The following is a 22,718-nucleotide window of genomic DNA, read 5'->3' on the forward strand; positions in this document are numbered from 1 at the left end:
TGCAGACCTTTATACAGCCCCGAGGTGAAGCCATGCCATATCGCGCACCAGTCTCTGACTACGAATTCCTGTTCCGCCACGCGGTCGATTTCGGACAGATCGCCGCCACTGACAAGTTTTCGGAAGCCAGCGAAGACGTGGTCAGCGCGATTCTGACCGAAGCTGGAAAGATGTGCGAAGAGGTCATGGCCCCGCTGCAACGCCCCGGCGATCTGGAGCCGGCGCGGCTGGAGAACGGTGTTCTGCGCACCTCACCGGGTTATGGCGACGGCTGGAAAGCAATTGCCGAAGGCGGCTGGATCGGAATGAGCGCGGATCCCGAATATGGTGGCATGGGCCTGCCAATGACTCTGACAACCGCCGTAAACGAGATGATGTCAGCGGCCTGTCTGTCACTGCAATTGGCTCCGCTGATGACGCAGGGCCAGATCGAAGCGTTGGAACACCACGCCAGTGATGCGCTGAAGGAGCTGTACCTGCCCAAGATGATCGCGGGCGAGTGGTCAGGCACCATGAACCTGACCGAACCGCAGGCCGGTTCGGATGTGGGTGCGCTGACATCAAAAGCGGAACCCAATGGCGATGGTACCTATGCGGTGTCGGGCCAAAAAATCTACATCTCTTGGGGCGACAACGACTTTGCGGAAAACGTCTGCCACCTTGTTCTGGCGCGTCTGCCCGACGGCGTCCCTGGTACCAAGGGGATTTCGCTGTTCCTGGTACCCAAATACCTACCGGACGAAAACGGCAATCCCGGCGTGGCGAATGACCTGAAAGTGGTTTCGCTGGAACACAAGATGGGCCTTCACGGCTCGCCGACCTGCGTGATGCAGTATGACGGTGCCAAAGGCTGGCTTGTGGGCAAGGAACACGGCGGTATGGCCGCGATGTTTACCATGATGAACAACGCGCGTCTGGGCGTGGGTGGTCAGGGCGTTGGCGTGGCCGAGGGTGCCTATCAGCACGCATTGGCCTATGCGCTGGAACGCAAGCAGGGCAAGACGCCCTCGGGGACGATCATCGACCACGCCGATGTACGGCGGATGCTGATGTGCATGCGTGCCGACACGTTTGCGGCGCGGGCGATCATGCTGGCCAATGCGGCGGCGATCGACATGGCGACGGCCACCAATGATCCCGAATGGGTGTCGCGCGCTGCGCTGCTGACCCCGATCAGCAAGGCGTTTGGAACCGAAACAGGCATGCGCGTCTCGGAAGAGGGCGTGCAGGTCCACGGTGGAATGGGCTTCATCGAGGAAACCGGCGCGGCGCAGTTCTATCGCGATGTCCGCGTGACAGCGATCTATGAGGGAACCAACGGCATTCAGGCGATGGACCTTGTGGCCCGCAAGATGATGGATGGCGGCGAAGCGGCCAGCCGTCTTCTGGACGAGATCGAGGATCACGCTGAAACGGCCCGTGCGACCATGCCGGAACTGGCCGGTCCGGTCTGGGAAGCCACCGAAAGCCTGCGCGAGGCCACCGAGTGGTTGGTGTCGCAGGCCGACATGAACAACCGTTTTGCCGGTGCCGTGCCCTATTTGCATGCCTTCGCCCGCATTTTGGGCGCGCATTACCACCTGAAGGCGGCGCTGGCCGAGCCCGAAGGTCCGCGCTTCAAGCTGGCGCGCTTCTACATCAACGCACTGCTGCCTGAATACGCAGGTCTACTGGCGCAGGCGCAAAACGGGGCCGAAGATGTCTACGGTCTCAGCGCAGAAGAACTGGCCGCCTGATGGACGGCCAGAGCCCTTTGACGATCCGTTATCCCTGGCCCGAGGCTCCGGCCCCGGGCGAGGCGACTGAGGTCGCCGAAGGCGTGCTGTGGATGCGCTTGCCGCTGCCCATGGCGCTGGATCACGTCAACATCTATGCGTTGGATGATGGTGACGGTTGGACGGTGATCGACACCGGTCTGTCCTCGAACAAGACGCGCGGCATATGGGCTGATTTGATGGCGGGCCCGCTGGGCGGCAAGCCGGTCAAACGGGTGGTGGTGACACACCACCATCCTGACCATGTCGGCAATGCCGGTTGGTTCCAGTCCGAACACGGGGCCGAGCTGGTGACGACCCGCACCGCATGGCTGTTTTCGCGGATGCTGCAGTTGGACGTGCAGGAAACCTGGCCGACCGAGACGCTGGATTATTACCGCAGCGCCGGGATGGATGCGGATTTCTTGGCCAAACGCATGACCGAACGGCCGTTCAATTTCTGCGACACGGTCTATCCGATGCCGCTGGGCTTTACCCGGATCAAGCAGGGCAGCGTGATCCGAATGGGCGGGCGCGATTGGGACGTGCATATGGGCAATGGCCACGCCCCCGAACACGCGACCTTCTGGAGCCGTGACGACAATCTGGTGATCACCGGCGATCAGATCCTAAGCTCGATCAGCCCCAATCTGGGGGTTTATGTGACCGAGCCGCTGGCCGATCCGGTGGCCGAATGGCTTGAGGCCTGTGAGCGGCTGCAAGGGTTGGCGCGCCCCGATCACCTGGCGTTGGGCGGGCACAAGCTGCCCTTCACTGGCCTTCCGCTGCGGATGAAGCAACTGATCGACAATCACCATAGTGCGTTGGAGCGTCTGCAAAACTATCTGGACACACCCAAAACCGCCGCCGAGTGCTTTCCGCCCCTGTTCAAACGCCAGATCGGCGATGGCGAATATGGGCTGGCGCTGGTCGAGTCGGTTGCACATCTGAACCATCTTTATCACATTGGAGCGGTGACCCGGACGCGGCGCGCAGACGGGGCGTGGGAGTTTCAACGCAAAGGGTAATGCCATGGACAAAATCGAAACCTCGGCCGAGGCAGCAGAAGCGGCGGCCTTGCCCCGCTGTTACGAAGTCCATGCCAACCCTGACGCTCAATCCGGCACACAAAATCTGCCCGACACACTGCAAAAACCGGTTGAAAGCAAAAGCCCGGCGCAATGGGCCTATGAGCGGCTGATCCTTTATATCCAGAATTTCGAGAAAACGCTGGATGCCGATCACGAGGTCGCCATGGGCTTCACTGGTGGCGATGCAGGCGTGATGCGGATCGAAGGGATGGGCTATTTCGACCCTGATATGATCACCTTTTATGGCTCGGACGGGCCCGGCGCGCGGACGCAATTGGTGCAGCATGTCAGCCAGCTGAACGTGATGCTGCGCGCCCTGCCCAAATCGGTCGAGGACAAGCCAGCCAACCGCATCGGATTCCGTCTGGCGGCCGATCTGGAAGAAAGCTGAGCGTACATCTTGCAATTCACCTCTGCGCGGCCTTGAATATGTTGGTCATTCAAGGGGAACGCTGGTGAGCCTTTTTTCAGCCGTTACAACATCCTATCGCGGCGCCTGGGCGCGACGACGTGTCTTTGTGCCGATCTATCTGGCCGTGCGCCTGCTGCTGGTTGCGCTGATCGCGCCGGGGGTGGCGATTACCGTCAATCTGGCGGTGTCGCTGTCAAACCAGACCGCGCTGACGGATCAGGCCATCGCCGCGTTCATTCTGTCTCCGGTCGGGTTCGTGGCGGCTGTAGTGGTGCTTAGCCTGTTTCTGTTGGCTGAAGTGCTGGTCTTTTCGGTAATGGCGGCCTCGTTGCGAATGGGTGAACGTGACCCATGGCGCGCGGGCAGTTCCGCCATTGGCCTGATCCTGTCGCGCCTGCCCGCTCTATTCGGTTTCGCGGTGCGGTTCGTGTTGCGGGTGTTGCTGTTGGTTGTGCCATTTGCCGCTGTCGCGGCGGTGATCTCGTGGTGGACCCTGACCGAATATGACATCAACTATTACCTGACGTTCCGCCCGCCATCCTTCCTTGTGGCCGTGGGCCTGATCGGCGCGGTGGTGCTGGTCATGGCTTGGGTGTTGATCCGCAGGCTCTCGGCCTGGGCGCTGAGCCTGCATCTGGTGTTGTTTGAATCCGTGGCCCCCGCCAGCGCCTTCAATGTCAGCGCCACCCGGATGGAGGGTAAGCGCGGGCGGCTCAAGCTCGAACTGGCGATCTGGCTGGGCCTGCGCATTGTCATTGCCGCGTTGATTGCGACGGTGGCGGGGCTGTTGTTCGATCTGGTGCCGCTGCAGGGGGCGTCTCATCTGAAACTGGCGCTGATCTACAGTCTGATCGTAGCCGGGCTGTGGTCTCTGGCCGGGCTGGTTCTGGCCGCAACGGCGCTGGGCGCGCTGGCGGTGCTGCTGGATGGGTTTTTCGAGATCAAGACTTCGGAGCCCCCGCATCCCGAACCGGGCAATCTGCGCGTGCCGCTTCTCGCCGCTCTTGGCGGCGCAGCGGTGGCCGTGGTTGCCGGGCTATGGGTCGGGCAGGAGGTGCTGGACCGTGTCGATGCCCCCGACCGGGCCGAGGTGATCGGCCATCGGGGGGCTGCAGCGTTGCGGCCGGAAAACACCATGGCCGCAGTTCTGAAAGCCATTGAGGACGGTGCCGATTGGGTCGAGATCGACGTGCAGGAAACGGCAGATGACGTGGTGATCGTGGCTCATGACAGTGATTTCATGAAACTGGCGGGCGTGCCCACCAAGGTCTGGGATGCCACGATGGAAGACGTGGCCGAGATCGACATCGGCAGTTGGTTCGATCCTGAATACGCCGACGAACGCACCCCGACTCTGCGACAAGTTCTGGAGGCAGCAAAGGGCAAGGCCAAGGTCATCATTGAGTTGAAATATTACGGTCACGACGTCGATCTGGAAAATCGCGTCGCCGCGCTGGTGGAAGAGTTCGAGATGCAGGACGACATCGCCACCATGTCGCTGAAATACCCCGCCGTGCAGAAAATGGAAAAACTGCGCCCTGACTGGCGCGCCGGTGTTCTGGCCGCCACGGCGGTCGGAGATCTTTCAGGGCTTGAAGGTGAGTTTGTGGCCGTCAATGCGGGCATGGCGACGCCGGGGCTGGTCCGCAGCGTGCAGGCGGCGGGCAAGGATATCTATGTCTGGACGGTGAATGACCCGCTGCAGATGTCGGCCATGGCCTCGATGGGGGTAGACGGGCTGATCACCGATGACCCGGCGCTGGCCAACGAGGTGTTGCGCATCCGGGCCGAGATGGGCCCGGCTGAGCGCCTTTTGCTGTGGCTTGCAACTACTTTTGGCATGTCCGTGGACAAACAGGCGATGCGCGATGCAAGCCCGTAAACTGGCGCTGATCCTGTCGGTTCTGGCCAGCCCGGTCGCGGCGCAAGATTTCATGCGCAGCCTCGAACTGCCCGCCCATCGCGCGCTGATCGCGCAAAGCGAGGGAGCAGATTTAACAGTATTCGAGACTGATGGATGCTCGGGCGGGTTGTCGACCAGCTGGCGGTTCGTGGCCGAGACCTTCCCGAAGTTCCGCGCTTTGTATGAAGCGCACCCACCCTGGGAATACTGCTGCGTGGCCCATGATCGGGCCTATCACAACGCGGGTGCAGCCCTGCGCGCCGAAGACAGTTATGACGCGCGCCTGTCAGCGGATGACACGCTCCGCGCTTGCGTGAAACAGCACGGCACTGAGCACGCCGAAGAGTATTCCGTCCGCTATGACATGACACCCGACCAGATTCGCACCGCCCATTCCGTGACAGCCGAAGCGATGTTTGCGGCTGTTCGATTCGGCGGCGCGCCCTGTTCTGGCCTGCCGTGGCGCTGGGGCTTTGGGTATCCGGGCTGTTCGGTGTTCCAATCTGCGGCCCCTGCGCGCGAATGACGTGGTGACAGCCCTCGCGTTTTCGATTACCAACGTCTCAAACACGCGAATTGGGAATCTTTCACATGGCTGAATACAAGCACGGCGAAATGGACATCAAAGTTCAGGAAAAAACATTTGACGGCTTTATCAAGGCGACCACGTGGTGCGTCGTAGCCATTGCCTTCCTGTGCCTGTTCCTGGCGGTTTTCGCTTCTTAAACCTTAAAATCGGGGTCCATCGTGATCAGGATAGTGATTGCCTGCCTTCTGGCAGCAACGGTGGCTGGCTGCGTGGGCCCTCAACGCCCGCAGGCCGATTTCTCAGAGATTGCGGCCCGGTCCTATAGTGATCCCGGCCCGTCGACCCTGACGCTCTATACGATGATCAGCACGCGCACCGGTTCGGGGGCGCATACCTCGTTGATGATCAGCGGCAGCGAGCGGGTGATTTTTGACCCCGCAGGATCTTTCCGCGCCGATGTGGTGCCGATCAAGGATGATGTGCTGTATGGCATCACTCCCAACGTGGAGCGCGCCTATCGCAGCAGCCACGCGCGCGAGACGCACTATGCCCGCATACAGACAATCGAAGTGACCCCGCAACAGGCCGAAATCGCGCTGCAACTGGCCAAACAATCGGGCCCGGTGGCGGGGGCGTTTTGTACCAATTCAACCGCGCAACTGCTGCAGCAGGTGCCGGGGTTCGAGCAGATCAGCACCACCTTTTACCCGGTGAAACTGTCCGATCAGTTCGGCCAGATACCGGGCGTGGTGACGACGGAATACCGCGAGAATGACTCGGCTGACTTGCAAGCTGGGTTGGCAGCGAACAATGCCCTGCTGAACCAGCAGGACACGGCCCTAGCCCAGTAGATACAGCAAACCGTAAAGGGTTCCGGCCCCGCTGAAAATCGCGGCGATCACGTTCTTGGTCCAAAGCCCCACGGCCACGGAGACCGCGGCAGCCGACATGCGCGGTATGTCCGGCTGGCCTTCGGTCGCGGTTGGCCAGACCACCAGCGGCGCAATCAACGCAGGAATGATCGCCACGGCGGTATAGCGCAGATGGCGCAGCAGCCAGGGAGGCATCGGGCGGTCTCCGACCAATCCGATAAAGACAAAGCGCAGCCCATAGCTGCCGATCGCCAGTCCGATGATAATGGTCCAGACGGTAACGGGATCTGGCGGGGTCATGTCCGGGCCTTTCTGCGCTCGGCGATCAGTTCGGCCTGAGCGCCTGCGATCATGCCCGCGCATCCGGCGATCAGCAGGCCAAGGTTATAGGGGACGCCGACGGTGAACAGCGACACGACAATGGCCACAAGGGCCGCGACCACATGCGGTAAGGTCCGCATCATCGGCCCGATCATGGCCAGAAAGGTGATCGGCAGTGCAAAATCCAGCGCCCAGCTTTCAGGAATACGCGTGCCCAGCACCGCCCCCAGATAGGTCGCCAAGATCCACAGCGGCGTGATCGGCGTGACTGAGCCCACGAAATAGGCCATTCGCTGCGGCACGCTCATGTCGGGCTGTTTTTCGAACTGGATGATCGAGCTGGCATAGGATTGATCCACGGTCAGATAGGCCGCGAATGCCCTCTGCCACATCGGCGCGGCCCCCAGATAGGGCGTCAGCGAGGCGGAATACATAGCCATCCGCAGGTTCACCGCCAAAGCCGAGATCAGGATGATTGCCGTCGGCGTCTGGTCCTGCAGCAGTTGCAGCGCGGCAAACTGCGCCGCCCCGGCAAAGACGGTCGCGGTCAGCGTCATGGTCTGCAACAGGTTCAGCCCGGCCTCGGTCGCGAAGACGCCGAACAGGGTGCCAAAGGGGATCGCCACGAAGATGAACGGCGTCCCGTCGCGAAAACCCTTCCAGAAGTATGACTTGGATGTGGTGTCTGCCATGGCTAAATCCTATGGTGATGCCCGCAGCAGTATCTGTCTTACGAAGGGGTTGCAATTGGCCACGGAACTCGATCTTTCGGACTACATCATCGCCCCCGATCCCGGCGCGGTCCGCCTGACCCGCGCGGTTGAGGGCGTGGACCAGAATGGTGAGGTCAGCCATATCTCGGTGGTTGAGGAGCGGCCGCTGACCATTTTCCTCAACTCGCAGGAAATCGTGACGGCGATGACCATTGGCGACTATCCCGAATATCTGGCGCTGGGGTTCCTGCGCAATCAGGGGATGCTGCTGGCGGATGACGAAATCACCCGCGTTGATTATGACGATGATCTGGAAACCGTGGTCGTGCGCACGGCGCGTGAAACCTCGTATGAGGACAAGCTCAAGAAAAAGACCCGCACCAGTGGCTGCGCAGTGGGCACGGTCTTTGGCGATATGATGGAGGGGCTCGAGGGTGTGCGCCTGCCACAGGTTCAGGTTCGGACCTCGTGGCTGTATGATTTGGCCGCCAAGATCAACCGCACGCCGTCATTGTACCTTGAAGCCGGGGCGATTCACGGCACGGTGCTGTGCCACGAAAATCGCCCTCTGGTCTATATGGAGGACGTCGGCCGCCACAACGCCGTCGACAAAATCGCGGGTTGGATGCTGTCCGAAGGCGCGGAGGCAGGGGACAAGATCCTCTATACCACCGGGCGCCTGACATCCGAGATGGTGATCAAAACGGCGATGATGGGCATTCCGGTACTGGCGTCCCGGTCCGGGTTCACCGCCTGGGGCGTCGAGATCGCCCGTGAGGTCGGCCTGACCCTGATCGGCCGGATGCGTGGCCAGCGGTTCGTGTGTCTGGCGGGCGAGGACCGCCTGCTGCGCGACATCGACCCGGCCAGCGTGGCGGTCGAGGACAAGAAACATCGACGGAAGAGTGCGGGATGACGTCCGAGACCCTTTTACACCTTCGTGCTTCTTCTGGTTGCGATTTCAATTTTGCCGCTGAGTTTTATCGTCTTTCGGGTCCGCGCGCAGAGCAAGCGCAGAATCATTGAGCAGATGGCGCAACTGGATACAGACACCCGCAGCAAATTGGATTGGCGCGCGACCGAGTATGTCGGAACCTTCGACGTGCAAGCCCCAATCCGGTTGGGGTGGCAAGCTTGGGGGCTGCTAACACAACGGCAGAACCTCGTCTTGCAGCGAGTCCTGCTGCACGGTTTGCCAAATCTGTCCGCGATACCAGATGAGACGGTGAAATCGGCCCGCGCCTATCGCCGCTTCTCTATCTTTCTTTATGCGCTTTTTTCAGTCCTTGTTTTCTTGCCCGCACTGATTGGCCTAAGCGAAGACTTGGCTGAGCTTACCGGTTCTTCGACGGGTTTTTGGCGCATTATTCTTGTGTTGTTTCTGGGTGTTTGGGTGTTTTTACCTTCTGAAGAATTTAAGAAGTGGCCAGAAATTGAGGGCATCCAATGACCAAACCCCTCGGAGTGATCCTCGCCGGTGGATTGGCGACCCGGATGGGTGGCGGCGACAAAGGGCTGTTGCAGATCGGTGGCCAGAGCCTGATGGCGCATGTGATCGACCGGCTCGCCCCTCAGGTGGTCGGGCTGGCGCTGAACGCAAATGGTGATCCTGATCGGTTTGCCGATCTGAACCTGCCGATCCTGCCGGATACGATTGACGGCTTCGCGGGCCCTCTGGCCGGGGTGCTGGCGGGGTTGGACTGGGCGGCGACACAAGGCGCGGACTCTATCATCACCGCGGCTGCCGATACGCCGTTTTTCCCCCGTGATCTGGTGACGCGATTGACCGAGGCTGCGCAGGGCCAGACCCACCCGCTCGTGCTGGCCACCACGCCGCGCAGGGGGGACGAAGTGCTGAAATCCGGCGGGGGCAAACGCATCAACCGGCACCCGACCTTTGGTCTATGGCCCGTGGCGCTGCGCGATGATCTGCGGGCGGCGCTGCAGGACGGTTTGCGCAAGGTGGTGATCTGGACCGACCAGCACGACGGGCGCGAGGCGCTGTTCCCCGCCGAGCCGTTTGATCCGTTCTTTAACGTCAACACGCCCGACGATCTCGCGCGGGCCGAACAGCTGCTGGAGCAGGCATGAGGGTTTACGGCGTCACCGGCTGGAAAAACGCCGGCAAGACTGGTCTGATGGAGCGTCTGGTGGCAGAAATCACCGGGCGGGGGTTTACTGTCTCGACCCTTAAGCATGCGCATCACAGCGTTGATGTGGATCAGCCCGGTACTGACAGCTATCGCCACCGCACGGCAGGCGCGTCCGAGGTGCTGCTGGTCTCGGGTCAGCGTGTCGCCATCATGCAAGAACTGCGCGGCGCGCCCGAGCCTTCGATAGACGACCTTTTGGCCCGCCTGACTCCGGTCGATCTGGTGCTGATCGAAGGGTTCAAGCGAGAAGGCCATCCAAAGATCGAGGCGTTCCGGGCCGAGGCCGGAAACGCGCTGATGGCCCCCGAAAACCCGACGATCCGCGCCGTGGCCAGCGACACGCCGCTAAGCGTAGAGCAACCGGTTTTCGACCTGAACGACACAGCGGCGATTGCCGATTTCATCTTGCGAGAGGTGGGGCTATGACCAAACCCGACATTGCGCCCCCACCCCTGCGCAACGATTGTTTTGCCTTGCCCGCCGGGGTGAACTGGACCCCGGTCGAAGATGCGCTGGCCCTGTTGCGCGACCGGCTGACCGTGGTTGCAGGCGTGGAAACCGTGCCTTTGGTGCAGGCCACCGGCGGGCGTATTCTGGCGCAGGAGGTTATCGCCCAACGTTCGAATCCGCCGCAGCCCAATACGGCGGTGGATGGCTATGGCTTTGCCGGGGTCGCGCTTGACGGCCCGCAGGTGATGCCGCTGCATCCAGGGCGCGCGGCGGCTGGGATACCGTTTGATGGCACGGTGCCTGAAGGCTATGCGTTGCGTGTGTTGACCGGGGCGGCACTGCCTGCGGGCGTGGATACAGTCATTCTGGAGGAGGACGTGACCGTTCAGGACGGCCACATCGCTTTTCACGGGCCGCTGAAACGCGGCGCAAATACCCGCAAGGCAGGCGAGGATGTGGCTGAGGGCGACGCGGTTCTGCCCGCCGGACGTCGTCTGACCCCGGCTGATCTGGCGCTGTTGTCGGCCACCGGTCTGGCCGAGGTTCCGGTGCGCAAAGTGCTGCGCGTGGCGGTTCTGTCCACGGGGGATGAACTGGTCGAACCCGGTGAATCCGCCGGTCCGGGCCAGATTTACGATGCCAACCGTCCGATGCTGTTGTCCTTGTTGGAACGCATGGGGTTTGAGGCAGTCGATATGGGCCGGGTGCCCGACGACCGCGAGGCGTTGCGGACTTGTCTGAACCAAGCCGCTGTACGCGCGGATGTGATCCTGACCAGTGGCGGCGCGTCTGCCGGGGATGAGGACCATGTCTCGGCCCTGTTGCGGCAGGCAGGGGCGATGCAGGAATGGCGGATTGCGTTGAAACCCGGTCGCCCTCTGGCGCTTGGGGTGTGGGACGGAACACCTGTGTTCGGCCTACCCGGAAACCCGGTGGCCGCGTTGGTTTGCACGCTGATCTTTGCGCGCCCGGCCTTGGGCCTGATGGCGGGCGAGGGTTGGTCGACCCCTCAAGGCTTTGACCTGCCCGCCGCGTTTGAAAAGCGTAAGAAACCGGGCCGCCGCGAGTATCTGCGCGCCCGCATCCGTGATGGCCGGGCTGAGGTGTTCGCCTCCGAGGGCTCAGGTCGGATCAGTGGGCTAAGCTGGGCTGAAGGGCTGGTCGAGATTGGGGATGGCGCGTGCCATATCAAACCGGGCGACATGGTCCGGTTCATCCCCTACGGCAGCTTTGATCTTTAATCGAAGGTTCCAGCCACTCGACCCAACAACATGAACGCCCGCGCGGTGCGCGTGTCGCCAAGCGCGGTCAAGTCGGCATCGCTGGCCTCGGGCTCGAACTCGATGATCATGTGGTCGAACCGGCGCAGAAAGTGGTGCGCGGCATCGCGGAAGATGGGATCCTGCTTCATCCGGGCTGACGTCAGCGCCAGTGACGAACGGTCCCTTATGCCGCCCAAAGCAGCCACGGCACGCCCGCGTGATCCTTGCGCAAATTGCCGCCAGATTTCCGGACGCGCCATGTCGGGGCGCAGGTCATCCATGTAGATGCCTTCCTGACTGAGCAGGGTCAGCACATCCTGCGACGCCTGCACCAGCTGCGCGGTCTTGCGGTCTTTCAGCGCCAGTCTCAGGGCATTGAACCCTTCGGTGTCTTCCTGCGTTTCAGGGAAGTTCAGGGCGCGGATGAACACATCCGTCCCAAGCGGAGGCGCGATGTCTTCGGCCTGTGTTCCAAGTTCCAGCGTGGTCTGGTCGCCGTTTGCATTCGGGATCTTGCCCCGAACAGGCTGAGTCCGATGCGTGGAAAACGTGGCCAGGGTACTTTCTGTCTTTTTGGCTGTCTCGACAATTTCGTCCAGTTTCTTGGACACATTGGGCTCATAGCCGCTGGAGGCGCGCTGCTGCTGAGCGATCAATGCATTGCGAATCGCGTCGATCGAACTTTGCAGCCGCGCGCTTTCTTCGCGCATGATACGGCTGGCGCGCAGTGCCGTGGCTGCCACCCAGATCATGGCAATCGGCATGAAAACCGCCAGCAGCGTTACCACGAAACCGCCGCCTTCTATTTTGCCGGGCAACACTAGGAATACGACCGACACGACCAGCCAGATAAGGCTGAGAACGATGGACGCGATTTCGATTTCGGTCAACGTGGGTTCCGCTGGCCGGTCATACATACCAATCGGTGTGGGCCGTTCGGTTTCGTGCTCTGGCGTGGACTCGGACATTGTCGGCGCTTGGCTTAGGCGTACTCGATACTCAGGATTTCATAGGAACGTACACCACCAGGGGTGCGGACTTCGACACTGTCACCTTCTTCCTTGCCGATCAAGGCGCGGGCGATAGGAGATTTGATATTCAGCAGGCCACTTTCGATACTGGCCTCATATTCACCCACAATCTGCCAGGTCTTTTCCTCGTCAGTGTCCTCATCGACCAAAGTGACCTTGGCGCCGAATTTCACAGCACCGGACAGTTTTGCTGGGTCGATCACGTCGGCCAGCGACAGGATACCTTCCAGTTCTTTGATGCGGCCTTCGATAAAGCCCTGCTTTTCACGCGCCGAGTGATACTCGGCGTTTTCCTTCAGGTCGCCCAGCTCTCGGGCCGAGGCGATGGCTTCGATGATCGCCGGGCGCTCGACGGATTTGAGGTTTTTCAGCTCCGCCTCGAGCGCGGCATTGCCCGCAGGCGTCATGGGAATCTTTTCCATATTCTCGTCGTCCACGCATAAATTGAGTCGCCCCGCCGCACGAGATTGGCGCCGGGGCGAATGATTGGGTCGTCAAGTACCTGACCCAAATGGCGCGTGAAATGCAAGGGGGCTAAATCACGCCAACGCGGATTACAGCCTACGTGTAGCTAATCACCTCGAATTCGATCCCGTTGTCGTCATCAAAATAGAACCTTTTGCCCGGTTCGTAATCAGCATGCGACGTTGGCTTGAATCCTGCTTTGATAACGCGGGCTTCGGTTTCGTCGATATCTTCGACCAGAACACCAACATGATTAAGCCCACCAACGATGTCATAGCTGCTTTCTTGTGATGGTTTGGGATCGCTGGGTGCGTAAAGCGCCAAATATGTGTGCGCGCTGCCCACATGGACCGTATATCCGCCCGCGATGGCCGGTCCTTCCCAGCGGGTTTTCCAACCAAAGACTTCGTGCATCCATTTGGCCGAGGCCTGAGGGTCGCGGACGGTAAAGTTGGTGTGTTCAAGCGTCGCCATCATGGGATCTCCTTTTTTCATCTTGAGGCGTGTCGCGACTCACCGTAATTTCTAAACCTAACTTTAGGTCAAGGTATTTGTTGGAGGATAAGTTGGCGTTATCGGAGGGGCTGGCCATTGGCGCTTTGGCCCGGCGCACGGGATTGGCGGTTTCGGCCATTCGCTACTATGAGGCGCAAGGGTTGATCACCCCGTGGCGCAATGCGGGCGGGCAGCGGCGGTATCAGCGCGCTGATATCCGGCGGCTGAGCTTTGTCATGATCGCCCAGCAGTTCGGTTTGTCTCTGCCGGAAATTCGGCAGGTGTTGTCGGGCCTGCCGGGCAATCGGACGCCAACACCAAAAGACTGGCAAAAGATCAGCGTCGGGCTGCGCGCGCATCTGGATCAGCGAATCGAGACGCTGACGCGGTTGCGTGACAATCTGGATGGATGCATTGGCTGCGGCTGTCTGAGCTTGCCCAAATGTGCGCTTTACAACCCGGATGACCGGGCCAAGTCAAAGGGAAGTGGCCCCAGGTACCTGCTGGGGGACAGCCCGGACGCATGATCTGCCGCATTGCGGCATTGTTACGCCGTGTTCTGATTGACCAAGGACTTGGTGAACATGTAGTCAGCAGGGAAAGAAAATTGCGCCGAGCACGTGCACAAAGCGCCAATTCGGAAAGTTAGCTAAGGAGCCCGCGATGGCCGATATTGAACGCGAAGCGATGGAATACGATGTGGTGATCGTGGGCGCAGGCCCGGCCGGTCTGTCTGCAGCCATCCGTTTGAAACAGCTGGATGCCGATCTGAACGTTGCCGTTCTGGAAAAGGGCTCGGAAGTCGGGGCGCACATTCTGTCTGGTGCGGTGCTTGATCCCTGCGGCCTGGATGCTTTGATCCCGGACTGGAAAGAGAAGGGCGCGCCGCTGAACACAGAGGTGCATGAAGACAATTTCTATATGCTGGGTGAGGCCGGTCAGATCCGCATCCCCAACTGGCCGATGCCGCCGTTGATGAACAACCACGGTAACTACATCGTGTCGATGGGCAATGTTTGCCGCTGGATGGCCGAACAGGCCGAAGAACTGGGCGTAGAAATCTTCCCCGGTATGGCCTGTTCCGATCTGGTTTACGGCGAAAATGGCGAAGTCAAAGGCGTGGTGGCCGGTGTCTTTGGTTTGGAAGCCGATGGCTCATATGGTCCGAACACCGAGCCGGGGATGGAGCTGCACGGCAAATACGTCTTCCTGTCGGAAGGTGTACGTGGATCGCTGTCCAAAGAGGTTATCGCCAAATACGACCTGTCAGCGGGCAAAGAGCCGCAGAAATACGGCGTTGGCATGAAAGAAATCTGGGAGATCGACCCGGCCAAGCACAAAGAAGGCTCAGTCACACACACGATGGGCTGGCCTCTGGGCAGTAACGCGGGTGGCGGATCGTTCATCTATCACCTGGAAAACAATCAGGTCTATGTCGGTTTCGTGGTTCACCTGAACTATAAAAACCCGCACTTGTATCCCTACATGGAATTCCAGCGCTTCAAGCACCATCCGATGGTGGCTGAACTGCTGAAAGGCGGCAAGCGCGTGGCCTATGGCGCCCGTGCGATCACCGAAGGGGGCTATCAGTCGATGCCGAAACTGGTTGCGCCGGGTGTGGCGCTGCTGGGCTGTTCGGCGGGTATGGTCAACGTGCCGCGCATCAAGGGCAACCATAACGCGATGCTGTCGGGCAAAGCCGCAGCCGAGGCCGCCTTTGACGCCATCAAAGCCGACCGTTCGGGCGACGAACTGACCGCATACGAGACCGACGTGCGCGAAGGTGCCATCGGCTCCGACCTGAAAAAGGTGCGAAACGTCAAGCCGATCTGGTCGAAATGGGGCCTGACCGCATCGCTGATGCTAGGCGGAATGGACATGTGGACCAACACGCTGGGCTTTTCGTTGTTCGGGACAGTTGGCCACGGCAAGAACGATGCCGAGGCGACCGAGGAAGCCAGCAAGCACAAGCCCATCGACTATCCAAAACCAGATGGCGTGCTGTCTTTCGACCGCCTGACCAACGTATCCTTCGCGGCTACCAATCACGAGGAAAGCCAGCCTTGTCATTTGAAACTGGCCGACCCGGCAATCCCGGTCAGTGTCAACATGCCCAAGTTCGACGAACCTGCGCAACGCTATTGCCCGGCGGGTGTCTACGAAATGGTCGAGGATGAAAACGGTCCGCGATTCGTCATCAACTTCCAGAACTGTGTTCACTGCAAGACCTGCGATATCAAGGATCCCAGCCAGAACATCACCTGGACAACGCCGCAGGGTGGCGACGGACCGAATTATCCCAACATGTAAGCGAAAAACGGGCAATGGCAGGGTCGTGAAGGCTCTGCCATTGCCTCTTTCCGGCCGAAGCCCTAGCTTAGACAGCAGTCAACAATGGCAGGGCAGGATTTTGGTGGTATCCTTCTTACGTCGCGCGGCAGTTGCCGCGCTTCTTTCATCGGCCTTTTCGTTTCCGGGTTTTGCGGATACTGGATCCGGAGCGTATCTGGCCGGACGTCAGGCAATTTTCCAGAACGATTACTCCGCGGCCGAACAGTACTATGCGCAAGCTCTGCGTGCCGACCCCGAGAACGGTAAGCTGCTGGAAAGCGTTGTGGTCGCACGGCTGTCGCTGGGCCAGATAAAACGCGCGTTGCCGGTCGCCCAAGCGATTGAAGAGCTCGGTATACCCAGCCAAGCGGCCCGTATGGCCATTGCAGTTAACCTGCTGGCCCAGGGTGAGCTGGATGAATTCCTGTCCCGTGACCCGGAAACGCAAGGCATAGGGCCGCTCGTCGACGGATTGCTGTTGGGTTGGGCCTATGTCGGCCAGGGCGCGATGACCAACGCGATGGAGCAGTTTGATACTGTTGCCACTCAAGAAGGGCTCACCGAATTTGCGCTTTACCACAAGGCGCTGGCCCTGGCCTCGATCGGAGATTTCGAAGGGGCCGAGGCGATCTTTGCGGCCAATGACAGCGCGATTGCGCGCTTTACCCGACGTGCCGCACTGGCCCGTACCGAAGTGCTGTCGCAGCTGGACCGCAACGAAGATGCGTTGGTTTTTTTGGATGAAGTCTTTGTCGCAGGAAGCGACCCGTCCATCGAAGGGTACGAGGCGCGTCTGAAAGCTGGAGAGACTTTGCCCTTTACCCATATCGGTTCTCCGCAAGACGGCATGGCCGAAGTGTTCTTTTCTGTCGGGGCAGCTCTCAGTCGCGAAGCCGCACAGAACTATGTCCTGCTTTATGCTCAGCTCGCGGCCTTTCTACGCTCGGATCATGTCGACGCGATCCTGCTGAGTGCTGAATTGCTGGATGGGCTTGAGCAATATGATCTTGCGGTCGAAGCCTATCGTAAAGTGCCTGCGACCAGCAGCGATTACCATGCGGCTGAACTAGGCCGCGCCGAGGTTTTGGGCCGCGCGGGCAAGACAGATGCCGCGGCCGAAGTTCTGCAGAACCTGGCCGCCAAAAGCCCTGACCTGCCCAGTGTGCATGTGGCGCTTGCCGATCTGCAGCGCCGCGAGGAAAACTACGCGGCTGCAGTGGAAACCTACAACACTGCGATCGAACTGATCGATTCGGGTGTGGGGGGCAATTGGTTCCTGCACTACGCCCGAGGCATCTCGCACGAACGCCTCAAGCAGTGGGATCAGGCCGAAGCCGATTTCCGCCGCGCGCTGGAGCTGAATCCAGATCAGCCGCAGGTGTTAAACTATCTGGGTTATTCGCTGGTCGAGCGTCAGGAAAAGCTGGATGAGGCGCTGGATATGATCGAACGCGCAGTGGCTGCTCGCCCTGACAGCGGCTATATTGTTGACAGTCTTGGCTGGGTTCTGTTCCGTTTAGGCCGCTACAACGAGGCGGTCGAGCATATGGAGCATGCGGTCGAGCTGATGCCTGTCGATCCGGTCGTCAATGATCATCTGGGCGATGTCTATTGGGCCGTGGGTCGTGCGCGCGAGGCCGAGTTCCAGTGGAAACGTGCTCTGTCTTTCATCGATCCCGAAGACACGGATGGCGAGGCCGATCCGGACCGTATCCGCCGCAAGCTGGAAATTGGACTGGACGCGGTTCTTTTCGAAGAAGGGGCCGAGCCCCTGAAAGTGGCCAATGAAGGCTGAGGCGTTTGCCCCCGCCAAGATCAATCTGACCCTGCATGTGACTGGCCGCCGCGCGGATGGTTATCACCTGTTGGATTCTCTGGTGGTCTTTGCTGATGTGGGTGACACGCTGCAGTTCACTCCTGGCGATGCCCTGACGATTGCAGTGACGGGTGAACACGCCGATGGCGTACCAGCAGACAGCCGAAATCTGGTTTGGAAAGCCGCACAGGCGGCGGGTTGGACCGGCCATATCGACCTGAACAAAGTGCTACCGCATGGCGGCGGCATTGGGGGCGGGTCCTCGGATGCGGCGGCGACACTACGGATGGCGGCAGAGCAGGGTAGGACAGTCTCGCCCGACGTGGCCCTGTCACTGGGGGCTGATATCCCGGTCTGCGTAACGGCTCGGGCCATTCGGATGCGGGGCATTGGGGATGATCTGACGTCCGCTTCGCTGCCCTCTCTGCCAGCTCTGTTGGTTAACCCTGGCGTCGAAGTACCCACCGGGTGCGTGTTCGCGGCATTGAAAAGCCGCGACAATCTGCCAATGCCTGCAGAGATCCCCGAGTTGGAGACTGTCGAAACCTGCGCCGATTGGTTGCAGGATCAACGCAACGACCTTGAACCGCCAACAACGGGCTTGGCCCCTGAGGTCGCCCGCGTTCTGGATGAACTGGCAGGCACGAAAGCGGCCCTCATGGCCCGCATGTCAGGGTCGGGTTCGACCTGTTTCGCGCTTTATCCCACGATGAAAGACGCGCATTTCGCCGCCTATGAGATTGGTGCGGCCCATCCCGATTGGTGGTGCCGCGCGACTCAGCTTAATTGAGGCGCGAGACCACGTAGTCGGCAAGATCACACAACAGCGTGCGGATCTCGTGATCAGGCAGAGCCTCCAGCGATGCTTTAGCCTTGTTCGCCCAGCCGAATGCATCCGCCCGCGTTGCTTCAAGCGTGCTGTACTTGGCCATCAGCCCAAGCGCGTGGTCCAGATCACCCTCTTCCTGACGACCGCGTCCGATGGTGCGTTCCCAGAAGGCGTGTTCGTCGGGCGTGGCCTGCGCCACAGCTTTGATCACCGGCAAGGTCAGCTTACGCTCGCGGAAATCGTCGCCCACGTTCTTACCTGTGGCTGCGCTGTCGCCTTGATAGTCCAGCAGATCATCCGCAATCTGGAACGCGATCCCCAGCGCGTCGCCATAGTCATAAAGCGCCTTGACCTGTTCCTCGGTCGCGCCTGCGATCACGCCGCCCACCTCGGTCGCGGCCGAGAACAGCGCCGCCGTCTTGCCGCGCACAACCTGCAAGTAAATCGCCTCGGTCGTGCCCAGATCGGTCGCGGCGGTCATTTGCAGCACTTCGCCCTCGGCAATCGTGGCCGAGGCATTGGCCAGAATATCCAGGACCCGCAGCGAGCCGGTCTCAACCATCAACTGAAAGCTGCGAGAGAACAGGTAGTCGCCGACCAGAACGCTGGATTTGTTGTCCCACAGCAGGTTCGCTGTGGGCCGCCCGCGCCGTTGGGCGCTCTCGTCGACCACATCATCATGCAGCAGGGTTGCGGTGTGAATAAACTCGACCGTCGCGGCCAGACGTACGTGGTGATCTCCGGCATAGCCAAACAGCCGCGCCGCGGCCAAGGTCAGCATCGGGCGCAGGCGTTTGCCGCCAGCCTCGACCAGATGCGCGGTGACTTCGGGAATGCGCGGCGCGTGTTCGGACGCCATGCGCGTGCGGATCAACTCGTTGACCGCGCCCATCTCGCCCGTCAGGATTTCCGCCAAACGCTCATGCGGTTTTGTGACCGTGTCGATATTCATCACACCCTTGATACAAGGCTCGACATCGCGGCCGCCTTGCCCTTACATCCATCCCCATGAAAGAACTTTTGCGCAGCACTGATCCGACGATTCTGGCCTTTGCATCCGCCCTTCTTGAGGGCGAGGATATAGACTGCTTTCAGATGGACGTAAATATGAGCATCCTCGAAGGTGGCATCGGAATCTTCCCCCGCCGCTTGATGGTGCGCGCCGATGACCTGACCCGCGCCGAACGTGTCATGCACGACAATGATATCCCTTTGGGTCGATGACACTGTTTGCTGACGCCGACCTGACCCGAAACGACTTTTTGGGCGGGCGTGTGCGCCTGTGGCAACCCATAATGGGCTATCGCGCAGGCGTGGACCCTGTTTTACTGGCCGCATCTGTACCCGCAATACCCGGTCAGACAGTTCTGGAGCTGGGATGCGGTGCCGGTGCTGCTGTGTTTTGCCTGATGGCCCGCGTACCCGATCTGCAGGCTGTGGGGGTCGAGTTGCAGCCTGCCTATGCCGATCTGGCGCGTCGGAATGCCGCCGAGAATTCCATCTCGCTTGAGGTTTTTGAGGCTGATCTGACCGCTTTGCCGTCCGATCTCAAACAGCGCCAGTTCGATCACGTTATTGCGAACCCGCCCTATTATCGGGCCGGAGCCCACAGCCCGGCGGCGGATGAAGGCCGTAGCGCTGCATTGGGTGAGAACACGCCGTTGAACCTTTGGATCGAGACTGCGGCCAAACGCCTTGCCCCCCGGGGTTATCTGCACTTGATTCAGAAAGCGGACCGGCTATCAGATATGCTGACCGCCTGTGAGGGGTGCTTGGGGTCTGTCGAAGTATTGCCGTTGTCCGCCCGTGTTGGTCGACGTGCTGAACTGGTTATTCTGAGGGGCAGAAAGGGCGGAAAAGCCGCGTTTCAATTGCATGCCCCGCTGGTTCTCCATTCAGGTGAGCGCCATGAGGTAGACGGTGACAGTTATACTCCGCCAGTTTCGGCCGTATTGCGCGAAGGGGCTGGCTTGCCCGGATTTTCCAGCTGACAGGCATTAACCAGCCGATTTTGTCGGATTTGTTATATTTTCTATGCACCCGCAGCGTGACAGGATGGAAACGATGTGCTCAACTTCTTACGTGAAACTCAGACATCAACAGAGGAGTACCGCCATGAGCGTGAGCGCACACCTGACCGAACTTAAGAAAAAGCACGAAAACCTCGGTCTTGAAGTTGAACAAGCACAACGCTCGCCTGGTATCGACGACCTTCACATTGCTCAGCTCAAAAAACAGAAGCTAAGGCTCAAGGAAGAGATTGAGCGATTGTCGAGTTAACGACGCATACTGGCCCGGGCGGCGATCAAAGCGCCGCCAGTGATTAAAACGGCCGCGATCGCCAGACCCCAGCTTGGGGCGGCGATCCCGGCGACCACCAGAACAAGCGTAGACAGAAGCGGGGCCGCGTAAGATGACGTGCCCAGAATTTGAATGTCTCCCTGCTTGACCCCGATATCCCAGACATAAAACGCCAAGCCAACGGGCCCCAGCCCAAGAGCTATGACCGATCCCCAGCCCAGGATGGTTTCTGGCCAGACGGTCTCTTCAACGGCGATGTGCAAAAGGCCCGAGGCAACAGCCGTGGCCACACAGAACACAGCGACCGAACTGGTTGGCGTGTCGCCCAGACGACGCGACAGCACGGAATAGCCTGACCATGTCAGCGCGCACATCAAGGCCAAGGCATACCCCGGCAGGTGTTCGGTCTGAAAACCGCTGCTACCGCCACCCGCGATGATCACGGCGGCCCCGGCGAAACCCAGGCAGGCCCCGATCAGGTGGCCGATGCGCAATTGTTCTCCGGGCAATAGCCCCGAGAACAGGACGATCAGCAGAGGCCACAGATAGGCGATAAGCCCGGCCTCTGCGGCAGGGGCCATTCGCAAAGCCGAGAAATACAGCGCATGATAGCCAAAAAGACCGATTGTCCCGAACAGATAGGTCGTCCAGGGGATTTCTCGAAGCTGGCTCAACCCGCCTGTGGCCCATGTCCAACCCAATCCCAGCGTCCCCCCGATGGAAAAGCATAGGGCGTTCAGTAGCAAAGGCGGCGTGGGCGCGGACCCAACTGTAAAGAGGGCCAGCAGGGCCCAAAGCAGGACGGCGACAAAGCCGATTCCAGTTGCGCGCGTTCTTGTCACGGTGCGGGCACCTCTTCCACCGGAATGATTTCGAACTCATCCGACAAATGCGCAGTCTTTTCAATCTCGGACATGAACCAATCGCGAAACGCCGCAATCTGAGGTCTGTTTTCGGCCCCTTTCAGACACAGGAACCGGAAGCGGCCCATGGTCTCGATTGCGACCTTGAAGGGGGCGACCAGTCGGCCTTCTGCCAGATCCTTGATAATCATAGCCCTTCGACCGAGCACGACGCCCACTCCGGCAACTGCCGCGTCAATCGCATGATCCGCGTTGGAAAAATGCGCGCCGTGCTGTGGGTTGAAGTCTACCCCGACAGCCCGAAACCAAGTGGGCCAGTCAGATGGGGGCCGCAGAAACGCAATCGAGTCGTCAAAGATCAAGGGGGCCTCCCGCAGGCTTTCAGGCGATGGGAATTGTACGGCCAATTCCGGGGTCATCACCGGGGTCAGCCATTCCTTGCGGACGGGGACGGAATAAAGCCCTTCATCCCCGCCATAGCCAAAGCGGATCGCCACATCCACATCGTCCCTCTCGAGGTCCATGTTACGTAATGTGGCCGAGAACTTCAGGTCGATCTCTGGATGCGCGCGGGCAAAGTCATAGAGCCGTGGAGCCAACCATTTGGCCGTCAACGCCGGGCCCGCCGTAACGGTCAGGCTGGTGTCATTGCCCAGCCGCCGGGCCGCCTGCCACGCGGCTTGTAGCTTGGCGAATCCGTCTGCCGCACCGGGGGCCAAGGCGCGCCCGGCTTCCGTCAATTCTACCGCCCGGTTGAGGCGACGAAACAGGGGGCGTCCCAGATGCTCCTCCAGCGATTTGATCTGAAAGGACAAGGCTGCGGGCGTGACATGCAGTTCTTCTGCAGCCTTGGAAAAAGACATGTGGCGCGCGGCGGCATCAAAGGCCCGTAGGGCGGTAAGTGGCGGTAGGTAGTCGCTCATAGGGTAAGAATATCTTAACTGGGATCAGAAGAAAGCTCGTTTGTCGGCCGTAAAAATAAGCCTCATATAGATCTCAAGTCAAACAACGCTGAACTGAAAGGAGATATTCCATGATCGAGGCAACCTCCAGCCCATCTGTCGCCCGCGCCTTTCGGCGTGCCCATTTCGAACGGTCCCGCGCGATCGGTGACTTGGTGAAATGGC

General features: G+C 60.2%; 27 protein-coding genes. 19 read left to right on the top strand and 8 right to left on the bottom strand.

What is annotated here, in order from left to right:
• The first annotated feature begins 32 nt into the window (after positions 1–32).
• The 7 genes from ABWV79_RS07360 to ABWV79_RS07390 all read left to right on the top strand — a co-directional run bounded on the left by ABWV79_RS07360 (position 33) and on the right by ABWV79_RS07390 (position 6,540).
• On the top strand, positions 33–1,736 hold the full coding sequence (locus ABWV79_RS07360; RefSeq protein WP_353391165.1) for an acyl-CoA dehydrogenase family protein: 1,704 nt from the start codon (positions 33–35) through the stop codon (positions 1,734–1,736).
• Positions 1,736–2,782, top strand: a complete 1,047-nt coding sequence (locus ABWV79_RS07365) for an MBL fold metallo-hydrolase (protein ID WP_353391166.1) — start codon at positions 1,736–1,738, stop codon at positions 2,780–2,782. Before ABWV79_RS07360 ends, ABWV79_RS07365 begins: the two co-directional genes overlap by 1 nt.
• A 4-nt stretch (positions 2,783–2,786) precedes the next feature.
• A complete protein-coding gene (locus tag ABWV79_RS07370; RefSeq protein WP_170353572.1) occupies positions 2,787–3,236 on the top strand; it encodes a DUF6173 family protein in 450 nt (149 codons plus the stop codon).
• A gap of 64 nt (positions 3,237–3,300) precedes the next feature.
• The gene (locus ABWV79_RS07375; protein ID WP_353391167.1) at positions 3,301–5,139 is read left to right on the top strand and encodes a glycerophosphodiester phosphodiesterase family protein; all 1,839 of its coding nucleotides are present in this window, start codon (positions 3,301–3,303) and stop codon (positions 5,137–5,139) included.
• Entirely contained in the window at positions 5,126–5,686 is a 561-nt protein-coding gene (locus tag ABWV79_RS07380) for a hypothetical protein (RefSeq protein ID WP_170751876.1), read from the top strand. The genes ABWV79_RS07375 and ABWV79_RS07380 overlap by 14 nt, the downstream gene beginning before the upstream one ends.
• Positions 5,687–5,751: 65 nt before the next feature.
• Complete coding sequence (locus tag ABWV79_RS07385) at positions 5,752–5,886, top strand: aa3-type cytochrome c oxidase subunit IV (RefSeq protein ID WP_170353569.1); 135 nt, start codon at positions 5,752–5,754, stop codon at positions 5,884–5,886.
• 21 nt (positions 5,887–5,907) lie between these two features.
• Positions 5,908–6,540, top strand: a complete 633-nt coding sequence (locus ABWV79_RS07390) for a hypothetical protein (protein WP_353391169.1) — start codon at positions 5,908–5,910, stop codon at positions 6,538–6,540.
• On the opposite strand, the gene ABWV79_RS07395 is transcribed toward ABWV79_RS07390, so the two are convergent.
• Together ABWV79_RS07395 and ABWV79_RS07400 are read right to left on the bottom strand one after the other, a co-directional pair.
• Positions 6,529–6,861 carry an AzlD domain-containing protein gene (locus ABWV79_RS07395; RefSeq protein WP_170353567.1) on the bottom strand — a complete coding sequence of 111 codons (333 nt, stop codon included), beginning with the start codon at positions 6,859–6,861 and terminating at the stop codon, positions 6,529–6,531. The genes ABWV79_RS07390 and ABWV79_RS07395 overlap by 12 nt on opposite strands.
• Positions 6,858–7,574 carry an AzlC family ABC transporter permease gene (locus ABWV79_RS07400; protein WP_353391170.1) on the bottom strand — a complete coding sequence of 239 codons (717 nt, stop codon included), beginning with the start codon at positions 7,572–7,574 and terminating at the stop codon, positions 6,858–6,860. The genes ABWV79_RS07395 and ABWV79_RS07400 overlap by 4 nt, the downstream gene beginning before the upstream one ends.
• On the opposite strand from ABWV79_RS07400, the gene ABWV79_RS07405 reads away from it, so the two are divergent.
• The 5 genes from ABWV79_RS07405 to ABWV79_RS07425 all read left to right on the top strand — a co-directional run bounded on the left by ABWV79_RS07405 (position 7,573) and on the right by ABWV79_RS07425 (position 11,439).
• Positions 7,573–8,511 (top strand): formate dehydrogenase accessory sulfurtransferase FdhD, encoded by a 939-nt coding sequence (locus ABWV79_RS07405; RefSeq protein ID WP_353391171.1) that lies wholly within the window; start codon positions 7,573–7,575, stop codon positions 8,509–8,511. The genes ABWV79_RS07400 and ABWV79_RS07405 overlap by 2 nt on opposite strands.
• 114 nt (positions 8,512–8,625) lie before the next feature.
• Positions 8,626–9,045: a hypothetical protein gene (locus tag ABWV79_RS07410; protein WP_353391172.1), complete on the top strand. Its 420-nt coding sequence runs from the start codon at positions 8,626–8,628 to the stop codon at positions 9,043–9,045.
• Complete coding sequence (mobA, locus tag ABWV79_RS07415; RefSeq protein ID WP_353391173.1) at positions 9,042–9,686, top strand: molybdenum cofactor guanylyltransferase MobA; 645 nt, start codon at positions 9,042–9,044, stop codon at positions 9,684–9,686. The genes ABWV79_RS07410 and mobA overlap by 4 nt, the downstream gene beginning before the upstream one ends.
• A complete protein-coding gene (mobB, locus tag ABWV79_RS07420) occupies positions 9,683–10,174 on the top strand; it encodes a molybdopterin-guanine dinucleotide biosynthesis protein B (RefSeq protein WP_353391175.1) in 492 nt (163 codons plus the stop codon). The genes mobA and mobB overlap by 4 nt, the downstream gene beginning before the upstream one ends.
• Entirely contained in the window at positions 10,171–11,439 is a 1,269-nt protein-coding gene (locus ABWV79_RS07425) for a molybdenum cofactor synthesis domain-containing protein (protein ID WP_353391176.1), read from the top strand. The genes mobB and ABWV79_RS07425 overlap by 4 nt, the downstream gene beginning before the upstream one ends.
• Here the strand turns inward: ABWV79_RS07425 and ABWV79_RS07430 are convergent.
• The 3 genes from ABWV79_RS07430 to ABWV79_RS07440 all read right to left on the bottom strand — a co-directional run bounded on the left by ABWV79_RS07430 (position 11,436) and on the right by ABWV79_RS07440 (position 13,433).
• Positions 11,436–12,428: a hypothetical protein gene (locus tag ABWV79_RS07430; protein WP_353391177.1), complete on the bottom strand. Its 993-nt coding sequence runs from the start codon at positions 12,426–12,428 to the stop codon at positions 11,436–11,438. The two genes, ABWV79_RS07425 and ABWV79_RS07430, sit on opposite strands and share 4 nt — an antisense overlap.
• Before the next feature lie 14 nt (positions 12,429–12,442).
• A complete protein-coding gene (gene greA, locus ABWV79_RS07435; RefSeq protein ID WP_170353560.1) occupies positions 12,443–12,913 on the bottom strand; it encodes a transcription elongation factor GreA in 471 nt (156 codons plus the stop codon).
• 139 nt (positions 12,914–13,052) lie between these two features.
• A complete protein-coding gene (locus ABWV79_RS07440) occupies positions 13,053–13,433 on the bottom strand; it encodes a VOC family protein (RefSeq protein WP_353391178.1) in 381 nt (126 codons plus the stop codon).
• An 89-nt stretch (positions 13,434–13,522) separates the two neighbouring features.
• Here ABWV79_RS07440 and soxR point away from each other — a divergent pair, with 89 nt between their 5' ends.
• The 4 genes from soxR to ABWV79_RS07460 all read left to right on the top strand — a co-directional run bounded on the left by soxR (position 13,523) and on the right by ABWV79_RS07460 (position 18,388).
• Positions 13,523–13,978, top strand: a complete 456-nt coding sequence (soxR, locus tag ABWV79_RS07445) for a redox-sensitive transcriptional activator SoxR (RefSeq protein ID WP_170353559.1) — start codon at positions 13,523–13,525, stop codon at positions 13,976–13,978.
• 136 nt (positions 13,979–14,114) lie between these two features.
• The gene (locus ABWV79_RS07450; protein WP_353391179.1) at positions 14,115–15,761 is read left to right on the top strand and encodes an electron transfer flavoprotein-ubiquinone oxidoreductase; all 1,647 of its coding nucleotides are present in this window, start codon (positions 14,115–14,117) and stop codon (positions 15,759–15,761) included.
• A 100-nt stretch (positions 15,762–15,861) separates the two neighbouring features.
• A complete protein-coding gene (locus tag ABWV79_RS07455) occupies positions 15,862–17,577 on the top strand; it encodes a tetratricopeptide repeat protein (RefSeq protein WP_502949851.1) in 1,716 nt (571 codons plus the stop codon).
• The gene (locus tag ABWV79_RS07460) at positions 17,567–18,388 is read left to right on the top strand and encodes a 4-(cytidine 5'-diphospho)-2-C-methyl-D-erythritol kinase (protein WP_170353557.1); all 822 of its coding nucleotides are present in this window, start codon (positions 17,567–17,569) and stop codon (positions 18,386–18,388) included. The genes ABWV79_RS07455 and ABWV79_RS07460 overlap by 11 nt, the downstream gene beginning before the upstream one ends.
• On the opposite strand, the gene ABWV79_RS07465 is transcribed toward ABWV79_RS07460, so the two are convergent.
• Positions 18,381–19,379: a polyprenyl synthetase family protein gene (locus tag ABWV79_RS07465; protein ID WP_353391181.1), complete on the bottom strand. Its 999-nt coding sequence runs from the start codon at positions 19,377–19,379 to the stop codon at positions 18,381–18,383. The two genes, ABWV79_RS07460 and ABWV79_RS07465, sit on opposite strands and share 8 nt — an antisense overlap.
• A 56-nt stretch (positions 19,380–19,435) precedes the next feature.
• Here ABWV79_RS07465 and ABWV79_RS07470 point away from each other — a divergent pair, with 56 nt between their 5' ends.
• The 3 genes from ABWV79_RS07470 (at position 19,436) to ABWV79_RS07480 (ending at position 20,707) form a co-directional block, all read left to right on the top strand.
• A complete protein-coding gene (locus ABWV79_RS07470) occupies positions 19,436–19,651 on the top strand; it encodes a putative signal transducing protein (protein WP_170353555.1) in 216 nt (71 codons plus the stop codon).
• Positions 19,648–20,418, top strand: coding sequence for a tRNA1(Val) (adenine(37)-N6)-methyltransferase (locus tag ABWV79_RS07475; protein WP_353391182.1), 771 nt, complete (start codon positions 19,648–19,650; stop codon positions 20,416–20,418). The genes ABWV79_RS07470 and ABWV79_RS07475 overlap by 4 nt, the downstream gene beginning before the upstream one ends.
• A 124-nt stretch (positions 20,419–20,542) precedes the next feature.
• Positions 20,543–20,707, top strand: a complete 165-nt coding sequence (locus ABWV79_RS07480; RefSeq protein ID WP_170353553.1) for a YdcH family protein — start codon at positions 20,543–20,545, stop codon at positions 20,705–20,707.
• Here the strand turns inward: ABWV79_RS07480 and yddG are convergent.
• Positions 20,704–21,570 (bottom strand): aromatic amino acid exporter YddG, encoded by an 867-nt coding sequence (gene yddG / locus ABWV79_RS07485; protein ID WP_353391184.1) that lies wholly within the window; start codon positions 21,568–21,570, stop codon positions 20,704–20,706. The two genes, ABWV79_RS07480 and yddG, sit on opposite strands and share 4 nt — an antisense overlap.
• Positions 21,567–22,514, bottom strand: coding sequence for a transcriptional regulator GcvA (locus ABWV79_RS07490; RefSeq protein WP_353391185.1), 948 nt, complete (start codon positions 22,512–22,514; stop codon positions 21,567–21,569). The genes yddG and ABWV79_RS07490 overlap by 4 nt, the downstream gene beginning before the upstream one ends.
• Between the last annotated feature and the right edge of the window lie 204 nt (positions 22,515–22,718).

It is taken from the genome of Ruegeria sp. HU-ET01832, from assembly GCF_040371315.1.
Lineage (GTDB): Bacteria > Pseudomonadota > Alphaproteobacteria > Rhodobacterales > Rhodobacteraceae > Ruegeria > Ruegeria lacuscaerulensis_A.